The sequence below is a fragment of the Alcanivorax sp. 24 genome, from assembly GCF_004360225.1.
GTDB lineage: Bacteria > Pseudomonadota > Gammaproteobacteria > Pseudomonadales > Alcanivoracaceae > Alloalcanivorax > Alloalcanivorax xiamenensis.
Map to the genome: position 1 here is coordinate 283,619 of NZ_SNUA01000002.1, position 18,875 is coordinate 302,493.

Sequence of the window (18,875 nt, forward strand, 5' to 3'; positions counted from 1 at the left end):
GCGATGATGCACACCAGGGACATTGTCATCGCTGCCCTTTTCCTCTCCGCGCTGTTGGCGGGTGGACGGGTCCATGCGCAGGAGCAGCCGCGGCCGGAAAGCGGGGCTGAAACCGGGATCATGGAAGCGGCACTCACGGAAACCACCGACGGAGAGAGTCCGGGCGGAGAGGGCATGGATGATGAGGCGCGGGTGGAGGAGCCCGCGGCGCAAGTTGGTGAAGGGCCGGTGTTACCCCATGATCTGTCGCCGTGGGGAATGTATCAGGCCGCCGATCCGATCGTTAAGGCGGTGATGATCAGCTTGCTGGTGGCGTCCCTGCTGACCTGGACGGTCTGGGTTTTCAAGCTGGCGCAGTTGTTTAGCGCGCGCCGTCGCGCCGGTCGTGTGCTGGCCGCCTTGGTCGAGGCGCCGGATTTCGCCGACGGTGCCCGCCATGCGGTTATCCGTAAAGGCGATGGCGCGACGCTGGTGCGTGCCGCCGAACACGAATTGGTGTTGTCCTCCGGTGGGCCGGTCACCGACGAAGGACTCAAGGAACGGGTGGCGGCGCGTCTGGACCGGGTCCAGGTAGCGGCTGGTTCTCACATGAACAAGGGCACCGGTGTTCTGGCGACCATTGGCGCGGTGGCTCCGTTTGTCGGTTTGTTCGGCACGGTATGGGGCATCATGAACAGCTTCATCGGTATCGCCCGCACCCAGACCACCAATCTGGCGGTGGTGGCGCCGGGTATCGCCGAAGCTTTGCTGGCCACCGGCATCGGGCTGGTGGCGGCGATACCGGCGGTGATCATCTACAACCATTTCGCCCGCTCGATTAGCCGTTACCGTGCTTTGCTGGGGGATATCGCCACCGCCCTGATGACGTTGATCAGCCGGGACCTGGACCGCCATCATCCTCGGGCCCGTGCCCTGGCGTCGGTGGACAAGGAGGCCGCGCCGGGTGTGGTGACGCTGCAGCGGAGCGGCGGCTGATGGCGTTCAAACTACAGGGCGATGACGCTTCCGAGCTGCCGGACAACCACGATATCAACGTCACGCCGTTCATCGATGTGATGCTGGTGCTATTGATCATCTTCATGGTGGCGGCGCCGCTCGCCACGGTCAGCGTGCCGGTGGATTTGCCGGCGGCGGTGGCCGAGCCGCGCCCGGAGGAGCCGAAGCCGCTATACCTCAGTGTGCAATCCGATCTGACCCTGACGCTGGGGCAGGATCAGGTGGTGACGCTGGATACGCTGGTTCCGGCCTTGCGCGATGCCTTGCCGGATCAGGAGCAGCGCATTCTGCTGCGCGCCGACAAGAGCGTGCCCTATGGTGAATTGATGAGGGTGATGAACCGGCTCAGTGAAGCCGGATACCTGAAAATCGCCCTGATCGGCGCGGACAAACCCGCGGATTCTACCCCATGACGTTGTTGGCGGGACCCGTTGCGAACGCCTCCACGCGGCAATGGCCGGCGTGGGGGGGGGCGATGCTGGTGGCGGCGCTGGCGCATGGGCTGGCGGTGTGGCTGTGGCTGTGGCATCCCCGTCAGGAGGTGCCGGTACTGCCGGCAGCGGCACCTCAGGTGGTGGAAGTGACCTTGATCGCGGCTCCAGAGTCGCCGGAGGCGTTGCCGCCAGGTCCGAAGCAGGTGGAGGCGGCACCCTCGGAACCGGAACCGGTGGTGGAGCCGGAACCGGAGCCCGAACCCGAGCCGCCGCCACCGGTGCCGAAGGTCAAAGCGGAAGTGGCGTTGCGGGAGAAACCCGAACCGCCGAAGGAGAAACCGGAACCGAAACCGGAAAAGAAACAGACTCAGCCGGAGCGAAAGGTCTCGCAGCAGTCATCCGAGCAGGCCGCGCCGCAAACCTCGGCCCCGGTGGCGGTGCCTGACGCGCAACCTGGTGAGGTGGCGGGGGCGCCGTCCATTGGCGCGCCGAGCCAGAGCGAAATCAACGCTCGCCAGCGCTGGCAGAGCCTGCTGCAGGCTCATCTGGATCGGCGCAAACGGTATCCAAGGCAAGCGCGAATGCGCCAGCAGCAGGGCGTGCCCTGGGTGTCGTTCATCATGAACCGGGAGGGCAAGGTGCTGAGCGTGTCGCTGGCCCGCTCCAGTGGCGTGGATTCTCTGGATAAGGAGACTCTTGCTCTGGTGCATCGTGCCGAGCCTTTGCCGACACCACCAGCGGAGGTGCAAGGGGACAAGCTCACACTGACGGTGCCGGTGGAGTTCTTCATGGATCGCTGATGGCGGGTATTGGTCTCTCGGTTTTTAATATTGAGAATTGTTATCATTCATTGGGGCGGGCTGTTGGGGCCGCGCCCCCTGGTTCGTCTTACTTCAGGGATGCCGATCAACGGATAGGTGAAGACATGATGAGAAACGTTTTCTTGGGGCTGGCGCTGTGTGCGACGTGCTGGGCCCATGCCGGAGAACCGCGGCAGGATACGGCGGCGGCGCAGAGAGTGGTGGCGGCGGGTGGGGAAATCACCGAAATCGTCTATGCGCTGGAGGCCGGGGACCGGCTGGTGGGGGTGGACACCACCAGCAACTACCCCGCCGAGGCCGCCGCCCTGCCAAAAGTCGGTTACGTTCGCGCCTTGCCGGTGGAAGGCATCATGAGCTTGCGGCCGGATGTGATTCTGCTGGCCGGCGAGGCAGGTCCGCCGCAGGCGGTCTCTCAGTTGCAAGGGCTGGCCCGGGTGGAACCGATCGATTCGCGATGGAGCCGGGCGGGGCTGTTCGCCCGCATTGAACGGATCGGTGACGTGTTGGGGCACACCGACCGGGCCAGGTCTCTGAAGCAGTCGCTGCAACAGCGTTTTGATCAGGTGGATCAGAGGCTGCCGCTGGCGGCGCCGCCGCGTACCCTGTTTCTCCTGTCCGCCGGCCGGCGTGGCACCCAGATCGCCGGGGCGGAAACCCAGGCGCAAGCGCTGCTGGATGACCTCGGCCTGCCCAATGCCGCCGACGGCACGGGTTTTAAACCGGTCAGCGCGGAGGCACTGGTCGCTCTGGATCCGGAGCTGATCATCGTCGCCGAAACCGTGCCGGGCAGTTTCCACCGGCAGGACTGGCCGCTGCTGGAGCAAACCCGGGCGGCGCGATCCGGCCGTATTCTGGTGGCCGACGCCATGTTGCTGCTGGGTTTCGGTCCGCGCATGCCGGAAGCGTTGAACCAGGTGTTGGATGTGGCGCAGGGCCAGGGCGACGGGCAGTGATGAGCCCGGACCCCCGGCGCTGGCCGGTGGCGCCGACGTTGACCGGCCTGGCACTGCTGCTGTTGATCGGTATGGTGCTGGCGATGTTGAGCGGGCCGATGACGGTGTCCGTGGCGCAACTGTGGCAAGGGCTGTGGTCCTCCTCCTCGGAGCCGGGCTATCTGGTGATACGCGATTTGCGTCTACCGCGTATTGTCATGGGCGCGTTGGTCGGGGGCGCGTTGGCGTCCACCGGCGCGGTGCTTCAGGGCCTGTTTCGTAATCCGCTGGCGGATCCCGGTTTGATCGGCATCTCCGCCGGAGCCGCCCTTGGCGCGGTAGCGGTGATCGTGCTCGGCGCCAACTTGGCGGCCGCCTGGGAGATCCGCCTGCCGACTCAGTCGATTCCGGTCGCCGCCTTTCTGGGGGCGCTGGTCACTACCATGCTGATCTGGAGAGTGGCCAGCCGTGGCGGCGTCACCCAGGTGTCGATGCTGTTGCTGGCGGGCATCGCCATAGGTGCCATTGCCATGGCGCTGACCGGTCTGCTCACGTTCATGGCGGACGATCACCAACTGCGTACCCTGACGTTCTGGAGCATGGGTTCCCTGGCGCACAGCCGCTGGCAGGACGTGGCACTGGCGGCGCCCTGGCTACTGTCGGGTATCGTGCTGCTGCCGCTGCTGGCACGGCCGTTGAACGCACTGATTCTGGGGGAGGAGGCCGCCGTTCATCTGGGTTTTTCGGTGCCCTGGGTGAAGCGGGGGGCGATCCTGTTGAGCGCCGTGTCGGTGGGCGCGGCGGTGGCCGCCGCCGGACAGATCAGTTTTGTCGGCCTGATGGCGCCGCATCTGGTGCGCTTGCTGTTGGGCGTGGACCACCGCTGGCTGATTCCCGGCTCCGCCGCCATGGGCGCATTGCTGATGGTGTTCGCCGATGTGCTGGCGCGCCTCCTGGTGGTGCCGGCGGAACTTCCCATCGGCCTGGTGATGGCGTTGCTCGGCGGCCCGTTCTTCCTGTTTTTGTTGTTGCGGCAGAGGCCGTTGTGAGGGGAGGGCAATGAACGAACCCTTGTTGCGGATCCATAATTTATCCGTGCATGCGGCGGGGCGGGCGCTGTTGCGTGAAGTCAATTTCAGCGCGCGGGCCGGTGAGTGCGTGGCCTTGCTCGGGCCCAATGGCGCTGGCAAATCAACATTGCTGCGCGCGTTGTCCGGTGTCGCGCCAGTGGCCCGCGATACAGTGTGGTTGCGAGGCCGGTCGTTGGAAAACTGGTCCGCCGGGGAACTGGCGCGATTCCGCGCGGTGATGTCGCAGCAGTCTTCGGTGGCGTTTCCAATTCGCGCTGATGAAGTGGTGGCTTTGGGATTGCCCGGTCGCCGGGCCGGCAACCTCCACGATCCGCTGGTGGGCGAGTTGTTGGAGTGGCTGGAAGTGGCCCCCTTGCGAGCGCGTGCCTACCCGTCACTGTCCGGTGGCGAACAGCAGCGGGTGCAACTGGCGCGAGTTCTGGCCCAGATCTGGGATGCCGAGGGGCCGCGATTGTTGTTGTTGGATGAGAGCACCTCGGCGCTGGACCCGGCCCAACAATATCTGACCGTGGAGAAGCTCTCCGCGCTGGCCGCCGGCGGCGACTGCCTGGTGGTTCTGGTTTGTCATGACCTGGCCCTGGCGGGCGCTTTCGCGTCCCGGGTACTGATGTTGCAGGATGGCGTCCTGGTGGCGGACGGCACGCCGGACAAGGTGCTTTCGCCGCGGCGGTTGGCCGAGGTTTATGGACTGGACAGTTGCCGCGTTGACCTGGATACCGGTACCTCCCTGCACATTCATGGTGCGCTGCGGCGCGCTCCACGGCCGCCGGGACGGTCGCCGGGAACGCGGTGAGCGGCTTTTCCTTAATTGCTATGCATTCCTGTTTGCAAATGAATCTCGATTGCGTTCATTATAGGGGGACGATCCGGGCGGCCCCGGTTTGGGGCATTGGAGGAGTGAGTGATGCTTGGGAAGGCGATTCCACCGGTCTTGGTTCACGTGGCCGGCGCGGCGCTGATCATGCTGTCGTTGGTGACGCCAGCGCTGGCCGGGGACAGGTTCAAGGTGGTCACCACCTTCACTGTGATCGCCGACATCGCCCGCAATGTGGCAGGAGAGGCCGCCACGGTGGAGTCCATCGTCAAACCGGGAGCGGAGATTCACAACTATCAGCCCACGCCTGGTGATATCAAACGTGCCCAGGGGGCACATCTGATTCTCTGGAACGGTTTGAATCTGGAGTCGTGGTTCGAACGTTTCTTCCGCCATTTGCGGGATGTGCCCGGCGTGGTGGTGTCGGACGGGATCACGCGGCTGGGTATCGGTGAGGGCCCCTACAGCGGTAAACCCAATCCCCATGCCTGGATGTCCCCTGACTCGGCACTGATTTACGTGGATAACATCCGTGATGCGCTGGTGCGTTACGACCCGGATCATGCGGACGTCTACCGGCGCAACGCCGAGCAATACAAAGCCCGTATCCGGGCGCTGGTCGAACCGATTCGGGAGCAACTGGCGGCGGTGCCGGAGGCCCGGCGCTGGCTGGTTACCAGCGAGGGCGCGTTCTCTTATCTGGCCCGTGACTTTGGCCTGAAGGAGCTGTATCTGTGGCCGATCAACGCGGACCAGCAGGGCACGCCCCAGCAGGTCCGCAAGGTGATTGATACGGTCAGGACGGAAAATATCCCGGTGGTGTTTTCCGAAAGCACCGTATCCGCCTCGCCGGCTCGTCAGGTGGCGCGGGAAACCGGCGCGGCCTATGGCGGCGTGCTCTATGTGGACTCCCTCAGCGGCCCGGACGGTCCGGTGCCCTCTTATCTGGATCTGCTGCGGGTCACCGCCGCCACCATCGCCAAAGGGCTGACTCAATGAACGCCGTTGCCGCCAGCCTTGCCGAATGCATTGCCCACCAGCATGGCGAGGGGATTGCCGTACAGCATGCCACCGTCACTTACCGCAATGGCCATACCGCGCTGCGTGATGCCAGTTTCCGTATCCCGCGTGGCACCATCGCGGCGCTGGTCGGCGTCAATGGTTCGGGAAAGTCCACGCTGTTCAAATCGATCATGGGTTTCGTGCGTTTGGCCCGGGGCGACATCCGTGTGCTCGGCATGCCGATCCGGCAGGCTCTGCGGCGCAATCTGGTGGCCTATGTGCCGCAGGCGGAAGAGGTGGACTGGAATTTTCCGGTGCTGGTGGAAGATGTGGTGATGATGGGGCGGTACGGACATATGGGGCTGCTGCGCCGGGCCCGCGCCGCCGACCACCAGGCGGTGGAGACAGCGCTGGCGCGGGTGAATATGGCCGACTTCCGCCAACGGCAGATCGGCGAGCTGTCCGGGGGGCAGAAAAAACGGGTGTTCCTCGCCCGCGCGCTGGCCCAGGACGGCCAGGTGATTTTGCTCGACGAGCCCTTCACCGGTGTCGACGTGAAAACCGAGGAGCAAATCATGGCGTTGCTGCGGGAACTGCGCGAGGAAGGCCGGGTGATGTTGGTCTCCACGCATAATCTCGGCAGCGTGCCGGAGTTCTGTGATCGCACCGTTTTGATCAAGCGTACTGTTCTCGCCCACGGCCCTACCAGCGAAGTGTTTACCCAGCACAATCTGGAGCAGGCGTTTGGAGGTGTGCTGCGGCACTTCGTTGTCAATGAGGCGGGCAGCGGCGTGCCGGTTCCCATTGGTGTCTTCAGCGACGATGAACGGCCGCTGATTCTCAGGGACGGCCGGGCCTCGGCCCGTGCGACAGGGAATGGCGATAACGTATGAGTGCCTTGCTGCTGGAACCGTTCGGCTATCACTACATGGTCAACGCCATGTGGGTATCCGCTCTGGTCGGCGGCGTCTGCGCGTTTCTGTCCTGTTTCCTGATGCTCAAAGGCTGGTCACTGATCGGTGACGCGCTGTCGCATTCCATCGTACCTGGCGTGGCCGGGGCCTATCTGTTTGGGTTGCCGATCTTTATAGGCGCTTTCTTTTCCGGTGGTTTGGCGGCGGCGGCCATGCTGTTTCTCAACCAACGCACCAAACTGCGGGAGGATGCGGTGATCGGCCTGATCTTTTCCGCGTTCTTCGGGTTGGGCCTGTTCATGGTTTCCCTGTCGCCCACTTCGGTGAATATTCAGACCATCGTGCTGGGCAACATTCTCGCCATCACGCCAGTGGATACCCTGCAACTGGCGCTGATCGGGCTGGTCTCCCTGGCCGTGCTGTTGATCAAATGGAAGGACCTGATGGTGACTTTCTTCGACGAGAGTCACGCGCGCTCCATCGGCCTGAACCCGGCCCGGCTCAAGATCCTGTTCTTCACCCTGCTGTCGGCATCGACGGTGGCGGCGCTGCAGACCGTGGGCGCGTTCCTGGTGATCTGCATGGTGGTAACGCCCGGCGCCACGGCTTATTTGCTCACCGATCGCTTTCCCCGATTGTTGATGATCGCGGTGGCAATTGGGTCGCTCACCAGCCTGACCGGCGCCTACATCAGCTATTTTCTCGACGGCGCCACCGGCGGTGTGATCGTGGTGCTGCAAACGCTGATCTTTCTGCTGGTGTTTATGTTGGCTCCGAAACACGGTTTGCTGGCCGCGCGCAAAAGGGCGGCACGGGCCTGCGCGGAGCCGATATGACGTTGATCGATACGCTGTTGGCGCCGTTTCAGTTCGATTTCATGATCAACGCCTTGATCATCGCCATGCTGGTGGCGATACCCATGGCGCTGCTGTCCTGTTTTCTGGTGCTCAAGGGTTGGTCACTGATGGGCGACGCCATGTCCCATGCGGTGTTTCCCGGGGTGGTGGTGTCCTATCTGATCGGTATTCCTTACGCGGTGGGCGCCTTCATCGCCGGCATGTTGTGTGCCGTGGCCACCGGCTTTCTCGACCATCACAGCCGGGTCAAACAGGACACGGTGATGGGCGTGGTGTTCGCCGGCATGTTCGGGCTGGGTCTGGTGCTGTATGTGAAGATCCAGTCGGAAGTCCATCTCGATCATATTCTGTTCGGCGACCTGCTGGGGGCCGCCGGCCCGGACCTGCTTGCCGCGGCACTGATCGCGCTGATCACCACCGGTGTGATCGGGTTGAAATGGAAGGATCTTTTACTGCACGCCTTTGATCCGGCCCAGGCCCGGGCGGTGGGATTGAAAACCGGCTGGCTGCATTACGGGCTGCTGGCGCTGATCTCGATGACCATCGTCGGGGCGCTGCAGGCGGTGGGGGTGATTCTCGCCATCGCGCTGCTGATCGCGCCCGGCGCCATCGTTTTCCTGCTGACACGCACTTTCAGCGCGATGTTGCTGCTGTCGGTGCTGGTGGCGGTATTCGGTGCTTTCAGTGGTGTTTACCTGTCTTTTTTTATCGACAGCGCGCCGGCGCCGACCATTGTGCTGATCCTGTCGGCACTGTTCGTGATCGCTTTCGTGCACGCCGGCCGCAGGACCCGGCGCCGGCAATCGTCGGAGTGGACCGGGGCACGGACCAGGGAGGCGCGCCGCCGGGAAGCGGCGGAGTGTTGTCCGTTGATTCAGAATCGACAGGGTTCCTGAGCGCTTCTATTGAAGATTCTGGCGGCGGGGCAGGATTGATCGGCTGCTTGTTTGTTAATGAGAATTGATATCATCTATACTGTTTGGTACCGGTTTGATTCACGCCAAGAGTGGTATGGGGGAGAGCTTGAAGTCGGCTGACAGAGCGGTGGGTTACACCGACGGGAAGTTGAAGACCTATCTGAGCCATCGCACCGCTCTGGTGGACTATGTCGCCCGCATCACCGGTTGCCGCGCGCGGGCTGAAGATCTGGTCCAGGATGTTTTTTTCCGTTTCGTGCCAGGAAACGAAGGGTCTCCCGCTTCGTCGGGGGTCGGCTACCTGTACCGTATTGCCCGTAATCTGGCGATTGATTTCGCGAGGCGGTCGGCGATGGAAACCCGCCATCAGAATGAACGGATGGTTGAGTGGCTCAGACCCCAGGAGATACCGGGGCCGGAGCAAATTGTACAGCAGCGGGCAAACCTGGAGAGAGTCGCGGATATTCTGGATGACCTTCCGGAAAAGGAACGTATTGCCGTCGAAATGCACAGGGTGGGTGGGTATACTTTCGCTGAAATCGCAGACAGGCTGGGTATTTCCGTTCCCACCGCGCACCGGATGGTGCGTAACGCCGTGATCAGGATCGCGGCGGAAATGGAGTAGACGGGAGGCTGTTCTGCTTAAGTTCATCGAGTCCGGACCCAACATGCCGACTTTCCACCATCAGGACCCGGATCGGGACCGCGAGCCGTCGTCCGTGCCGGATTCCCTTCTGTTGCAACAGGCGACGGACTGGATGCTGGCGCTTGAGGCGGCGCCGGATGATCGGCGTTTGCGCCGCGAAGTAAGCCGCTGGGTAGCGGGGAACCGTGAACACAAGGCAGCGTGGGATCGGGTCAGCCGGGCCTGGCAACTGATGGGCACGATGCCGGTCGACCGGGCCTCCTGGCCCGATGCTTCCGAACCCAAGCAAACCGGATGGCGGCGGCCTCCGGTCCGCTGGCTGGTGGGCACGGCGCTGGCGGCCTGTTTGATGATCGCCGTTCTCCCGGGCCTGGGCCTGCGTTGGCCGTTGTGGGTGGATCATGTTTCCGCGGTGGCGCAGTCCCATATCCTCACCCTGCCGGATGGCACCCGTGTTCAGCTCGGTGCCGACAGCGCTTTGAATGAGCACTTCGATGGCCGGGAACGCCGCGTGGAGTTGATGCGTGGTCAGGCTTTTTTTGACATCGCGCCGGATGCCTCGCGCCCTTTTATCGTTACCGTCCGGGGTATGGAGATCCGCGATATCGGTACGGCTTTCGATGTGTTGGCGGGAGAACGTCAAGCCGTTGTCACCGTGCAGGAAGGCGAAGTGGTGATCTCGTCGCGGGCGGTTGAGCGTCATGTGCTTCCCGGCGAGCAACTGGTTTTAAACCCGGACGGTGGTGAAGCCCGCCTGCATCATCTTCCCATCGACCGTGTCGCCGGCTGGCGTGAGGGGAGGCTATTTGTGCAGGACCGCTCGGTGGCCGATTTGCTGGACACTCTGAGGCGGTATTACAAGGGGTACATCCTTATCGCCGATGATGACCTCGGCGCTCGCCGGGTCACCGGAAGTTACGATCTGACCGATGTGGACGCCGCGCTGGCGGCGCTGGTTCGTCCCCATGATGGCCGGGTTATTCATGTCACCCCTTTTTTGCGGGTAGTCCTCGGCCCGTCCTCCTGAATTTTCTACGTTCCCAACGTCAACTCACGCGTCTCCGAAAAAAAATTGCCGCCTGATCGTTATATCCCCTGATACCCACGGAATGCACGGCATTTCGATTTAAATGGTGGAGAAGCGACATAATGACAGGACGGTGTTGGCGTGCCCGGCGTGGGGCGGTACCGCCCTTGCTCCGGTTTCTGATGATGATGTTGGCGGTGGCCTGGCCCTTGGCCGTGACGGCACAGCAGGAGAGTCGTGCTTTGATTGACTTCGACATTCCCGCCCAGCCTTTGCCCACGGCACTGGATTCTTTTTCTCGCCAGTCCGGACTACAGGTTTCCGCCGACGCCGGCCAGTTTGGCGGGCATTACTCCCGGGAGGTTCATGGCAGTCTGGCGATTCAGGAAGCGTTGAATCAGCTGCTTGGTGGCACCGGCTTGCTCTGGTACATCGCCGACGGCAAAACCGTGGTGGTGGAGGCGGGGCCAGCCGCCGGGGACGCCATGGTGCTGGACCCGATCAAGGTGCAGGGTCGCGCTTCGGCGGAAGACAAACCCTACACCACGGCGGGTTCGGCCGCGTATATCAGCCGCAAGGAGATCGAGCGTTTCAGGGGGACGTCGGTGGGCGATATGTTCAAGGGCACCACTGGTGTGCTGGTGGCGGAGAACCGCAACAGTGGCGGTCTGAATATCAACATTCGGGGTATGCAGGGGCAGGGCCGGGTGCCGGTGCTGGTGGATGGCGCCCGTCAGGAAACCACGGTTTACCGGGGCTACGCGGGGGTCACCAGCCGAAGCTACGTGGACCCGGACCTGATCGGCGGGGTGGAAATCGACAAAGGGCCGACCATGACTGCCGGTGGTACCGGTGCCATCGGTGGATTGGTGAACATGCGCACCATAGACGCTGATGACATCGCCAAGCCCGGCAATAGCTATGGTCTGCGGTTGCGCGGCAGTTTGATCGGCAACAACAGCGGTTCGCCGGCGGATCTCGGCACCCAGGCGGGTTATAACGTGGGCGGGTTGGGCACGCCTGGCCATTATCGTACCGACTGCCAGCCCGGCAGCACCCTGTGTGATGGCAACAACAGTCTGGACAATGCCTATCCCACAGCGAAGACCATGGGCAGGCCGGGCTCCGGTGACTTCGAAGGCCACGCCGGCAGTCTGGCGATGACCTGGCGTCTGGCTGGTGCCGATCTGGTGGCCGCCTACGCCCAGCGCAGACAGGGAAACTACTATGCTGGTGAGCACGGTCCCACGCCCACGCTGGATCTCTCGGAACGCTATGACCGTGGTTTCTACACCGAGATCCGTCCCCGGGTGGACGGCGCCTCCCGCATTCGTGGCGGCGAGGAAGTGGTCAATACCCATTTTGAAAGTGAATCCACGCTGCTGAAGACCCGTCTTTATCCCAGTGACGACCATATCCTGGAATTCAGCTGGTTACGCTACGACAGCGAGTATGGTGAGTTAATGCCCTCGGAATTACTCTGGCTGGGCCGCATCAAACAGACCGAAGCCTCCGAGGTCACCGCCAACACCTATACCGGGCGCTACCAATGGCAGCCGTTGAGCAGTGACTGGCTGGACCTGGATCTTCACCTCTGGCACACCGATACCGAGAGCCGCAACAACAGTTATTCCGAGGAAATGCTGGAACTGCTCGGCGGCGGCCGGCCCGGCACCGAGATTTATCGCCGCTGGGGCGGAGATCTGACCAACACCACTTCGCTGCCGCGCTTCGGTGATCTGCAAGTGCGTTATGGTGTCGCATGGCAGCGGGAAGAGGTTAAACCGAAAGATGAGAATGCCGGTGAAGCCTTCGCCATGCGTGACGGCGAGCGACAGGAAACCAGCGCTTTCCTGGCCATGAAATGGACCTTCGTGCCGACCCTGACCCTGGATGCCGGTATCCGCCATACCCGTTACAGCAGTGACGATAACAGGCCGGTGGAAGTGAACGATCCGGACAGTCCTCATTGCGTGGATGGTAATGGTGACGGTGCTTGTGACTCGCTCTTCAATGACTTCAGCGGTTCCGGCTCCGCGCCCATGGTCAGTTTGCTGTGGGAGCCGCTGTCCGGTTTGCAGTTTTACGGCAAGTACGCCGAGGCCTTGCGCATGCCGAGTCTGTTCGAAACCACCGCCGGCTTTTCCGTGGCGGCGGTGCCTGGTCAGCGCATCAAACCGGAGCGCGCCAAGAACCGGGAAGTCGGCATGAACATTCTGAAGGATGATCTGTTCACCGCTGGAGATGCCCTGCGCTTCAAACTGGCGTACTTCGAAAACCGCACCGAGGATTATCTCACTCGCACCATTCCCAACACCTGGGACGACACCAGCATCGGCTCCAACGGTCTGCTGTTCCGCATGCAGAATCTGGAAAGCGTGGAATTTCACGGCCTGGAGTTATCACTGGAATACGATCTGGGCTGGGCCTACGCGGAACTGGGTGGCACCCGCTACAACAATATCGAGCTGTGCCATGAAGGTAGTTACCGTCGCCAACGCTGTACCGACTACGGCGTGGCCAATAGCTACATCAACAACATGATTCCGCCCAACTGGCAGGCCAACGCCACGCTGGGGTTCCGTTTGCTTAACCGCACTCTGGAAGTCGGCGCGCGCAATACCTGGATGGGAGCCCGTAACCGGGTGCCGGAATACAACGACCAGACCCAGGGACGTTTCGCCACACCTATCCCCTGGCACCAGTACTCCATTCTTGATGCTTTCCTGACCTGGAGCCCCAACGACACTTTCTCGCTGGACTTCAATGTGGATAACGTCACCGACCAGTACTACCTGGATGCCCTCAGCCTGGGCATGGTGCCGGCACCGGGGCGCACCGCCCGCCTTGGGTTCACCTTGCAGTACTGAACAAGACGGCGCGCAGATGCAGGTTCCCACATCGCCTGGAGACGGTGCTGTGCCACAGTTCGCTGACACGCAACACGCTAACACGCCAATCGCGGCTAAAACGAAGGGCCGCCCGGCCGCTTCCCATGGAAGGGGTTAGCGTGCCGGCGTGTTGCGTGTCAGCGTGCAAGCGAATGCTGGGACACGGCCGTGAAATTTTTCCGGCGCTGAATCGTTGTACCAATGAGAATGAGAATCGCCCTGTTCACGGGCGGGCTGCCTTATTGCTGGAGACCTTGCCAATGGCTGTGCTGATCAGACCGATATCCCTGTTTTGTATGTTATTACTGCTTGCCGCCTGTGGGGGAGGAGGCGGTGGTGGTGGCGGCGTCGCGCGCCCGGAGGCGAATGTCAGCGCCGATGTCACCGAAGTGAACGTGGGTGAAGACACGGTTCAGTTGGACGGCAGCGCCAGCAGCTCGCCCAGCGGCGATATCACCACCTGGCAATGGCGTTTCCTGAGTGTCCCGGAGGGCAGCGAAGCGGCTCTGGACGGCGCCGACACCGATCGGGCCAGCTTCACTCCGGATCTACCCGGCACCTACGTGGTGCAACTGGTGGTCAACGATGGTACCGCTGACAGTGCCGACACCGCGTCCAGCCGGGTCACCATCACTGCCCTCAACCCCAACCCGCTGGCGGTGGTGACGGAAGAAATCAATTGGATCCTGGGCACGGTGCAACTGGACGGCTCCCGCAGCCTGCCGCCGGACGGTGGCGATGCCAACCTGCTGGTCTATGACTGGACGCTGACGCAAAAACCCGAGGGCAGCAGCGCCGAACTGGATAGCGGCAATCTGGCTTACCCGCGCTTCACCGCCGATGAGGTGGGCCGCTACCAGGCGCAACTGGTGGTGCGCTACGGCGACAAGGCCAGCCAGCCGGCCACGGTGGGCATCAATATCGTCGAGGAAAAAGCCCCGCCGGTGGCGGCCATCGCGCCGCTGGACGAGACCGTTCCGCGCGGCGAGATCGCCACCGTGGATGGCTCCCCCAGCGAGGATCCCAATGGCGGCGAGCTGCAGTACCGCTGGCGGTTTACCAGTCTTCCGCTCGGCGCCAGCGGCGAGTTTCTCAATGGCAGCGACAAGCAGGCGCAGGCCCGCTTCGTGGTGGATTCGGCCGCCAGGGCCTACTACCGTCTTGAACTGTGTGTGTATAACGGTATTTCACGAACTTGTACCCGCCCGTTTCAGGTGAACGTGGCGGCGCCGGAAGACGAACCGAACACGCCGCCGGTCGCGGTGATCGCCCCGTCCTACAATGCGACCTGGGAGGCGGAGCGGGGAGCCGCGGTCAATACCAGTGGCGGCAGTTCCTATGACCTCGATGGCGATGCCTTGACCTACCAATGGGAGCTGGTGTCGGCGCCTGGCGGCTTTGATGCGGAAGCGAACAGCAGTCTGGACAGCTGTACCAACAGTACCTGCTGGCCCGGCTTTACGCCCACCGTGGATGGTGACTACGTCGTTCGTCTCACTGTCTCCGATGCTGAATCCAGCCATTCCGTGACCGAAACCTTCACCGCCATACTGGGGGCCAATCGTCCCCCCTCCGCCTCCGTCGCTATTGCGGGCGCTGCCACGGTGCTGGTGGGCGTGACGGCCACGTTCGACGGCGAAGGCAGTACTGACCCAGACGATAACCGGCTCGATTACCAGTGGACGCTGTTGGATCGCCCCGATAACAGCGAAGCGGTTTTGCAGGGCGCGAACACCGCTTTTTCGATGCTCACGCCGGATCAGGCCGGTCCCTACCGGGTGCAATTGGTGGTTACCGATGAGCACGGCTGGTCTTCACTGGCGACCGAGGTCGTGCTGATGGCGAAGTCTTCCAATAACGCCCCATTGACACGGATTTCCAAAGTCGCGAGCACCGGGGCTGGTGAGGCTAATGTCGTTACTCAGCCACATTATGATGCGGAGCAGCCTTTCGCTATCGTTAACCAGCGACGAAAAAGTTCAGATGAAAACCTCGTATGGGGGAGAACCTTTGCCCGAGATGATGTCTTTATACTCAGTGCTGACAGTTACGATCCGGATGGCGACCCTTTAAGTCACCTATGGTCCCTGGTCGATGGGCCCAGCGGGAATCGCTGGGAATTCAGCGCTGGTTATTCAACGGCTGATAGCTGTGTCGAGCCGTGGAATGCCGTTGGTGGAGAGGACCTTCAGGAATATCTTGACCACTTGGCGGCTCTCACCGAGTGGCCCTGCTCGAATCTGCACTTGGCGCCCACTGAGCCAGGCACCTATGTGTTCCAGTATCAGGTCTATGACGGCAGTGAATTCGCCGGCCCCTTCACCACCACCGTGCACGCTGTGCTTAAAGAAGAGTACCCCAGCTTGTTGCTGGAAATTCCGATGACGTACTACTGGGAAGGGGAGCCCCGTGAAGGAGCGCTTCAGGCCACCTTCCCTTGGGTAAATACACGGGCAACTGGATGGAACTGGGATTTACGATCATGGAATGAGGGTGTCGTGGAACTGGAAAAGGATGGAACTTATCGCCTTACCGCCTACGGTGGAGATTACACCTTGATCGACGTGACAACCCACTCGGACAACCCGAGCTACCAGCCTGTCTTCTACGACGTTACCCACGATCAGCCAGTGACCGAGGGCTATGTGATTCGTGAGGGTGAGTCCATTGATATTCACTATCAACTGGAGATTTCCGGGGAAGCGGAACCAACGGATCAAGACGAACGGGACGCCCTGGCCGCCCGGCTGAGGGAAGCCAATATCCGTGGATCCTTCCGCGTACAGGAAAAGGAGGGCTGGATCATTTCCCTTGGTGGTTAGATTTCCTCTTTCCGCCGAACGCCGGGCCTATGGTCCGGCGTTTTGGTTTGTGCGGAGACGAAAGCCAGGAATTTTCGCCTTTATCTCCAAAAAAAGGAAAACGGTGAAAATTTTTGTCGCCGCTCTCGTTTCTTATATGAGAACGCAAATCATTTGTGTTCTTGCCGGATGAACCCCGGCGGCCGGAGATGGGCTACGGAAGGAGCAGGGATGATCCCAACCTTCGGCCACTTCCCAGAACGTTTCATTGATCAAGGAGTTTGAGTGATGAAGGTAACAACCAAGAAGACAGCTTTCGGTGCCCTGGTGCTCTCCCTGTCGCTGTCCTGTGTGGCACAGGCCGCGCCTTTTGCTGGCGATGTCAGTGATGGGACGTATATCGCAATTGGTCAATCCGGAGGGCCCTGGGGGCCACATCAACCGAATCTTTCTGGTATTGGTATCGATGCTGGTGGAATGACCAAGAGTCAGATCGTTGACATTCGATTCCTGGCTAGTTTGGACTCGACGGGGCAGGCTCTTCATTATGGTGAAGTGGCCAGGCAACTGGATATGAGAGGAACCGGCCCTGATCCGGATCATACAGGTCTGGGCTATTTCACTTTCGTGGGGGTGGGCGATATCAGCGATGATGTCTGGTTTGGAGAGTGGTCTTGGAGTGGGCCCTCAGGCTTTAGTGATCGGGCGGTATTCTATGTGGGTGATAAGGACGGTGTGTCCATGCCTAGTTCAGGAACCGCGGTTTATAGTGTCAATGGCTTGAACCAGTTTGCTGCATCTGGCGATGAGTTGTATGGCTCTTTGAATGCTGATTTCGGCAACGGCAGCCTTTCAGGGGGCTTCCAGAATGGTGCTCTAGGGATCAGTGTCGACGCCAGTATTGCCGGTTCCTCATTCACCGGCACGGCCGAAGCCTATAACCCAGCCACTTCCGCCACCCTCGATGCCAACGGCGTAAGCAAAGGCGAGTTCTACGGCGCCGACGCGGCCTTCCTGGCCGGCATGGCCACCTTTGTCAATAACAGCCAGTACGACACCTCCTTCGGCGGTGAACGCGGCGCGATCACGCCCTGATCCGTGGTGTTCCGACGCTTGAAGTTGAGCCGGGGGCGGTGGCAACCGCCACCCGGCTCTTTTTATCTTTCCGCTATTGTCTGCCCGCGAGCTTTCCGACATGCGCTTTTTCGCGTTATTCCGTGTTGTTCCTCGCCACGCCCCGTTGCTTTATTTGACCCTGCTGGTTTTCGGGTTGTCGCCGCATTTCGCCATCGCTGATCAGGACACCGAGCTGCGTTTGCAGCAGGGCATTGAGCGCACCGCCCGGCAGCGTGAGCAGGAGCTGTTGCGGGAGGAACGTGCCAGGGATGAGGCGCTGCCGAACCTGATCATCAATGGACAGGAACATGAAGTGCGCCGCAACCGCGACGACCTCGGCCGAGCCTTGTATGTGGCGCTGCGTAGCCGTAACTGGACGGCGGCGGCGCGCTTTCTCGATGTCTATCGGGAGCTGGAGAATCCGGACCCGATACTGCTGCACTATGCGGAAGGCAAACTGGCCCGGCTGCGTGGTGATCTGAGCCGGGCGGAGCAAGAATTCCGCTCTCTGCTGGCGTTGAACGATGCGTTTCTGCCGGGGCAGTTGGAACTGGCCAGGGTACTGTTCGAGAACCAGAAAAATCGCGAAGCCGAAACCCGTTTTCGCGATATTCTGGCCCGGGTGGAGACGGTTCCCGATCAGGACAAGACCGCCGGAGTCAGAAGCACGCTGGAAAATTTTCTTGAGGCACTGAAAGAACGCCGTGGTTGGCAGGGTCGTATCGCCGCCGGGCCCGGTTACAGTGACAATATCAATCAGAGTTCCGAGAATGAAACCTGTTTGATCTGGTTTGCCGAGGGGCTGTGCTACGTCCGCCGCACGGCGCCGGAGGCGATAGGCACCGAAACCCTCAGCTATGAAATGAGTCTGGAAAAGGATGTTTTCTTGCCGGGCCATCACGGCCTGTTCTTCCGCGCACTGGCTTATGGTGATCGCTATCGTGATCACAGTATCTATAACCAGGACACGCTCAATGCCAGTGCCGGTTATCGCTTCCGTGACGTCAACGATGTGTACGGTCTGGCGCCGCTGTTCGAACACGCCCGTTACGGTAACGAGGGGCTCTACGATGCCTGGGGCGGGCGTGCCGAATGGATGCACTATCTGTCGCCGCGCACCGCCTTCAAGTTCGAGGGCAGTCATAAACGCATGCGTTATCGCGAAGTTTATTCCCGTTTCGATGGCGACATGAGCAGTCTGTACGCCACTGCCTGGCACCGGCTGGGCGCGGACTGGACCCTGTTCGGCGGCCTTGACGGCGTGGACCGTAATACCGAGGAATCAGTCAGTTCCTACCGCCAGTATGGTGTGCGACTTGGGCTTGCGAAGCCGCTGATGAGGGGGGTGGAGATGACCCTGCTTGCTTCCCTGCGTGACAAACGCTATGACGCTTACAGCGCTTTGCTGGGTGAACGCCGCGAGGATAGAGAGCAGCGTTATATCGGTATTTTCAGCTTTCCACGCTGGTCCTTCGCCGGAATCGTTCCTGGTATCAATCTGGAATACACCAGAGTCAAAAGCAACGTGGACTGGCTTTACAGCTTTGATGAGAAAGTCATCGGGTTCAAATTAGAGCGCCGTTTTTGAGCTAAGCACACCATCGTTTCACATCGTA

General features: G+C 61.4%; 16 protein-coding genes. All 16 read left to right on the plus strand.

The genetic code is table 11. From position 1 onward, the window contains the following. Positions 1 to 3 precede the first annotated feature (3 nt). The 16 genes from exbB to E0L37_RS03955 all read left to right on the plus strand — a co-directional run bounded on the left by exbB (position 4) and on the right by E0L37_RS03955 (position 18,847). A complete protein-coding gene (gene exbB / locus E0L37_RS03880; RefSeq protein ID WP_240687421.1) occupies positions 4 to 975 on the plus strand; it encodes a tonB-system energizer ExbB in 972 nt (323 codons plus the stop codon). Continuing rightward, positions 975 to 1,409, plus strand: coding sequence for a TonB system transport protein ExbD (gene exbD / locus E0L37_RS03885; RefSeq protein ID WP_133490478.1), 435 nt, complete (start codon positions 975 to 977; stop codon positions 1,407 to 1,409). Before exbB ends, exbD begins: the two co-directional genes overlap by 1 nt. Then, positions 1,406 to 2,230 (plus strand): energy transducer TonB, encoded by an 825-nt coding sequence (locus E0L37_RS03890; RefSeq protein ID WP_133490479.1) that lies wholly within the window; start codon positions 1,406 to 1,408, stop codon positions 2,228 to 2,230. The genes exbD and E0L37_RS03890 overlap by 4 nt, the downstream gene beginning before the upstream one ends. A gap of 125 nt (positions 2,231 to 2,355) precedes the next feature. Further along, positions 2,356 to 3,204: a hemin ABC transporter substrate-binding protein gene (locus E0L37_RS03895; protein WP_159660190.1), complete on the plus strand. Its 849-nt coding sequence runs from the start codon at positions 2,356 to 2,358 to the stop codon at positions 3,202 to 3,204. Further along, entirely contained in the window at positions 3,204 to 4,232 is a 1,029-nt protein-coding gene (locus E0L37_RS03900) for an iron ABC transporter permease (RefSeq protein ID WP_133490481.1), read from the plus strand. Before E0L37_RS03895 ends, E0L37_RS03900 begins: the two co-directional genes overlap by 1 nt. A 10-nt stretch (positions 4,233 to 4,242) precedes the next feature. Further along, positions 4,243 to 5,067: a heme ABC transporter ATP-binding protein gene (locus E0L37_RS03905; protein WP_133490482.1), complete on the plus strand. Its 825-nt coding sequence runs from the start codon at positions 4,243 to 4,245 to the stop codon at positions 5,065 to 5,067. A gap of 111 nt (positions 5,068 to 5,178) precedes the next feature. Then, entirely contained in the window at positions 5,179 to 6,087 is a 909-nt protein-coding gene (locus E0L37_RS03910; RefSeq protein WP_133490483.1) for a metal ABC transporter substrate-binding protein, read from the plus strand. Further along, entirely contained in the window at positions 6,084 to 6,983 is a 900-nt protein-coding gene (locus E0L37_RS03915) for a manganese/iron ABC transporter ATP-binding protein (RefSeq protein WP_133490484.1), read from the plus strand. The genes E0L37_RS03910 and E0L37_RS03915 overlap by 4 nt, the downstream gene beginning before the upstream one ends. After that, entirely contained in the window at positions 6,980 to 7,840 is an 861-nt protein-coding gene (locus E0L37_RS03920) for a metal ABC transporter permease (RefSeq protein ID WP_133490485.1), read from the plus strand. Before E0L37_RS03915 ends, E0L37_RS03920 begins: the two co-directional genes overlap by 4 nt. Next, a complete protein-coding gene (locus E0L37_RS03925) occupies positions 7,837 to 8,757 on the plus strand; it encodes a metal ABC transporter permease (protein WP_133490486.1) in 921 nt (306 codons plus the stop codon). Before E0L37_RS03920 ends, E0L37_RS03925 begins: the two co-directional genes overlap by 4 nt. A 127-nt stretch (positions 8,758 to 8,884) precedes the next feature. Continuing rightward, positions 8,885 to 9,403, plus strand: a complete 519-nt coding sequence (locus E0L37_RS03930; RefSeq protein ID WP_159660187.1) for a sigma-70 family RNA polymerase sigma factor — start codon at positions 8,885 to 8,887, stop codon at positions 9,401 to 9,403. Between the two features lie 43 nt (positions 9,404 to 9,446). Beyond that, positions 9,447 to 10,451, plus strand: coding sequence for a FecR domain-containing protein (locus E0L37_RS03935; protein ID WP_133490488.1), 1,005 nt, complete (start codon positions 9,447 to 9,449; stop codon positions 10,449 to 10,451). Positions 10,452 to 10,573: 122 nt separating this feature from the next. Then, positions 10,574 to 13,321 carry a TonB-dependent receptor gene (locus E0L37_RS03940; protein ID WP_133490489.1) on the plus strand — a complete coding sequence of 916 codons (2,748 nt, stop codon included), beginning with the start codon at positions 10,574 to 10,576 and terminating at the stop codon, positions 13,319 to 13,321. 281 nt (positions 13,322 to 13,602) lie between these two features. Continuing rightward, entirely contained in the window at positions 13,603 to 16,164 is a 2,562-nt protein-coding gene (locus tag E0L37_RS03945) for a PKD domain-containing protein (RefSeq protein WP_133490490.1), read from the plus strand. 267 nt (positions 16,165 to 16,431) lie between these two features. After that, positions 16,432 to 17,238: a Slam-dependent surface lipoprotein gene (locus E0L37_RS03950; RefSeq protein ID WP_133490491.1), complete on the plus strand. Its 807-nt coding sequence runs from the start codon at positions 16,432 to 16,434 to the stop codon at positions 17,236 to 17,238. 100 nt (positions 17,239 to 17,338) lie between these two features. Beyond that, positions 17,339 to 18,847, plus strand: a complete 1,509-nt coding sequence (locus tag E0L37_RS03955; protein ID WP_133490492.1) for a surface lipoprotein assembly modifier — start codon at positions 17,339 to 17,341, stop codon at positions 18,845 to 18,847. Positions 18,848 to 18,875 lie beyond the last annotated feature (28 nt).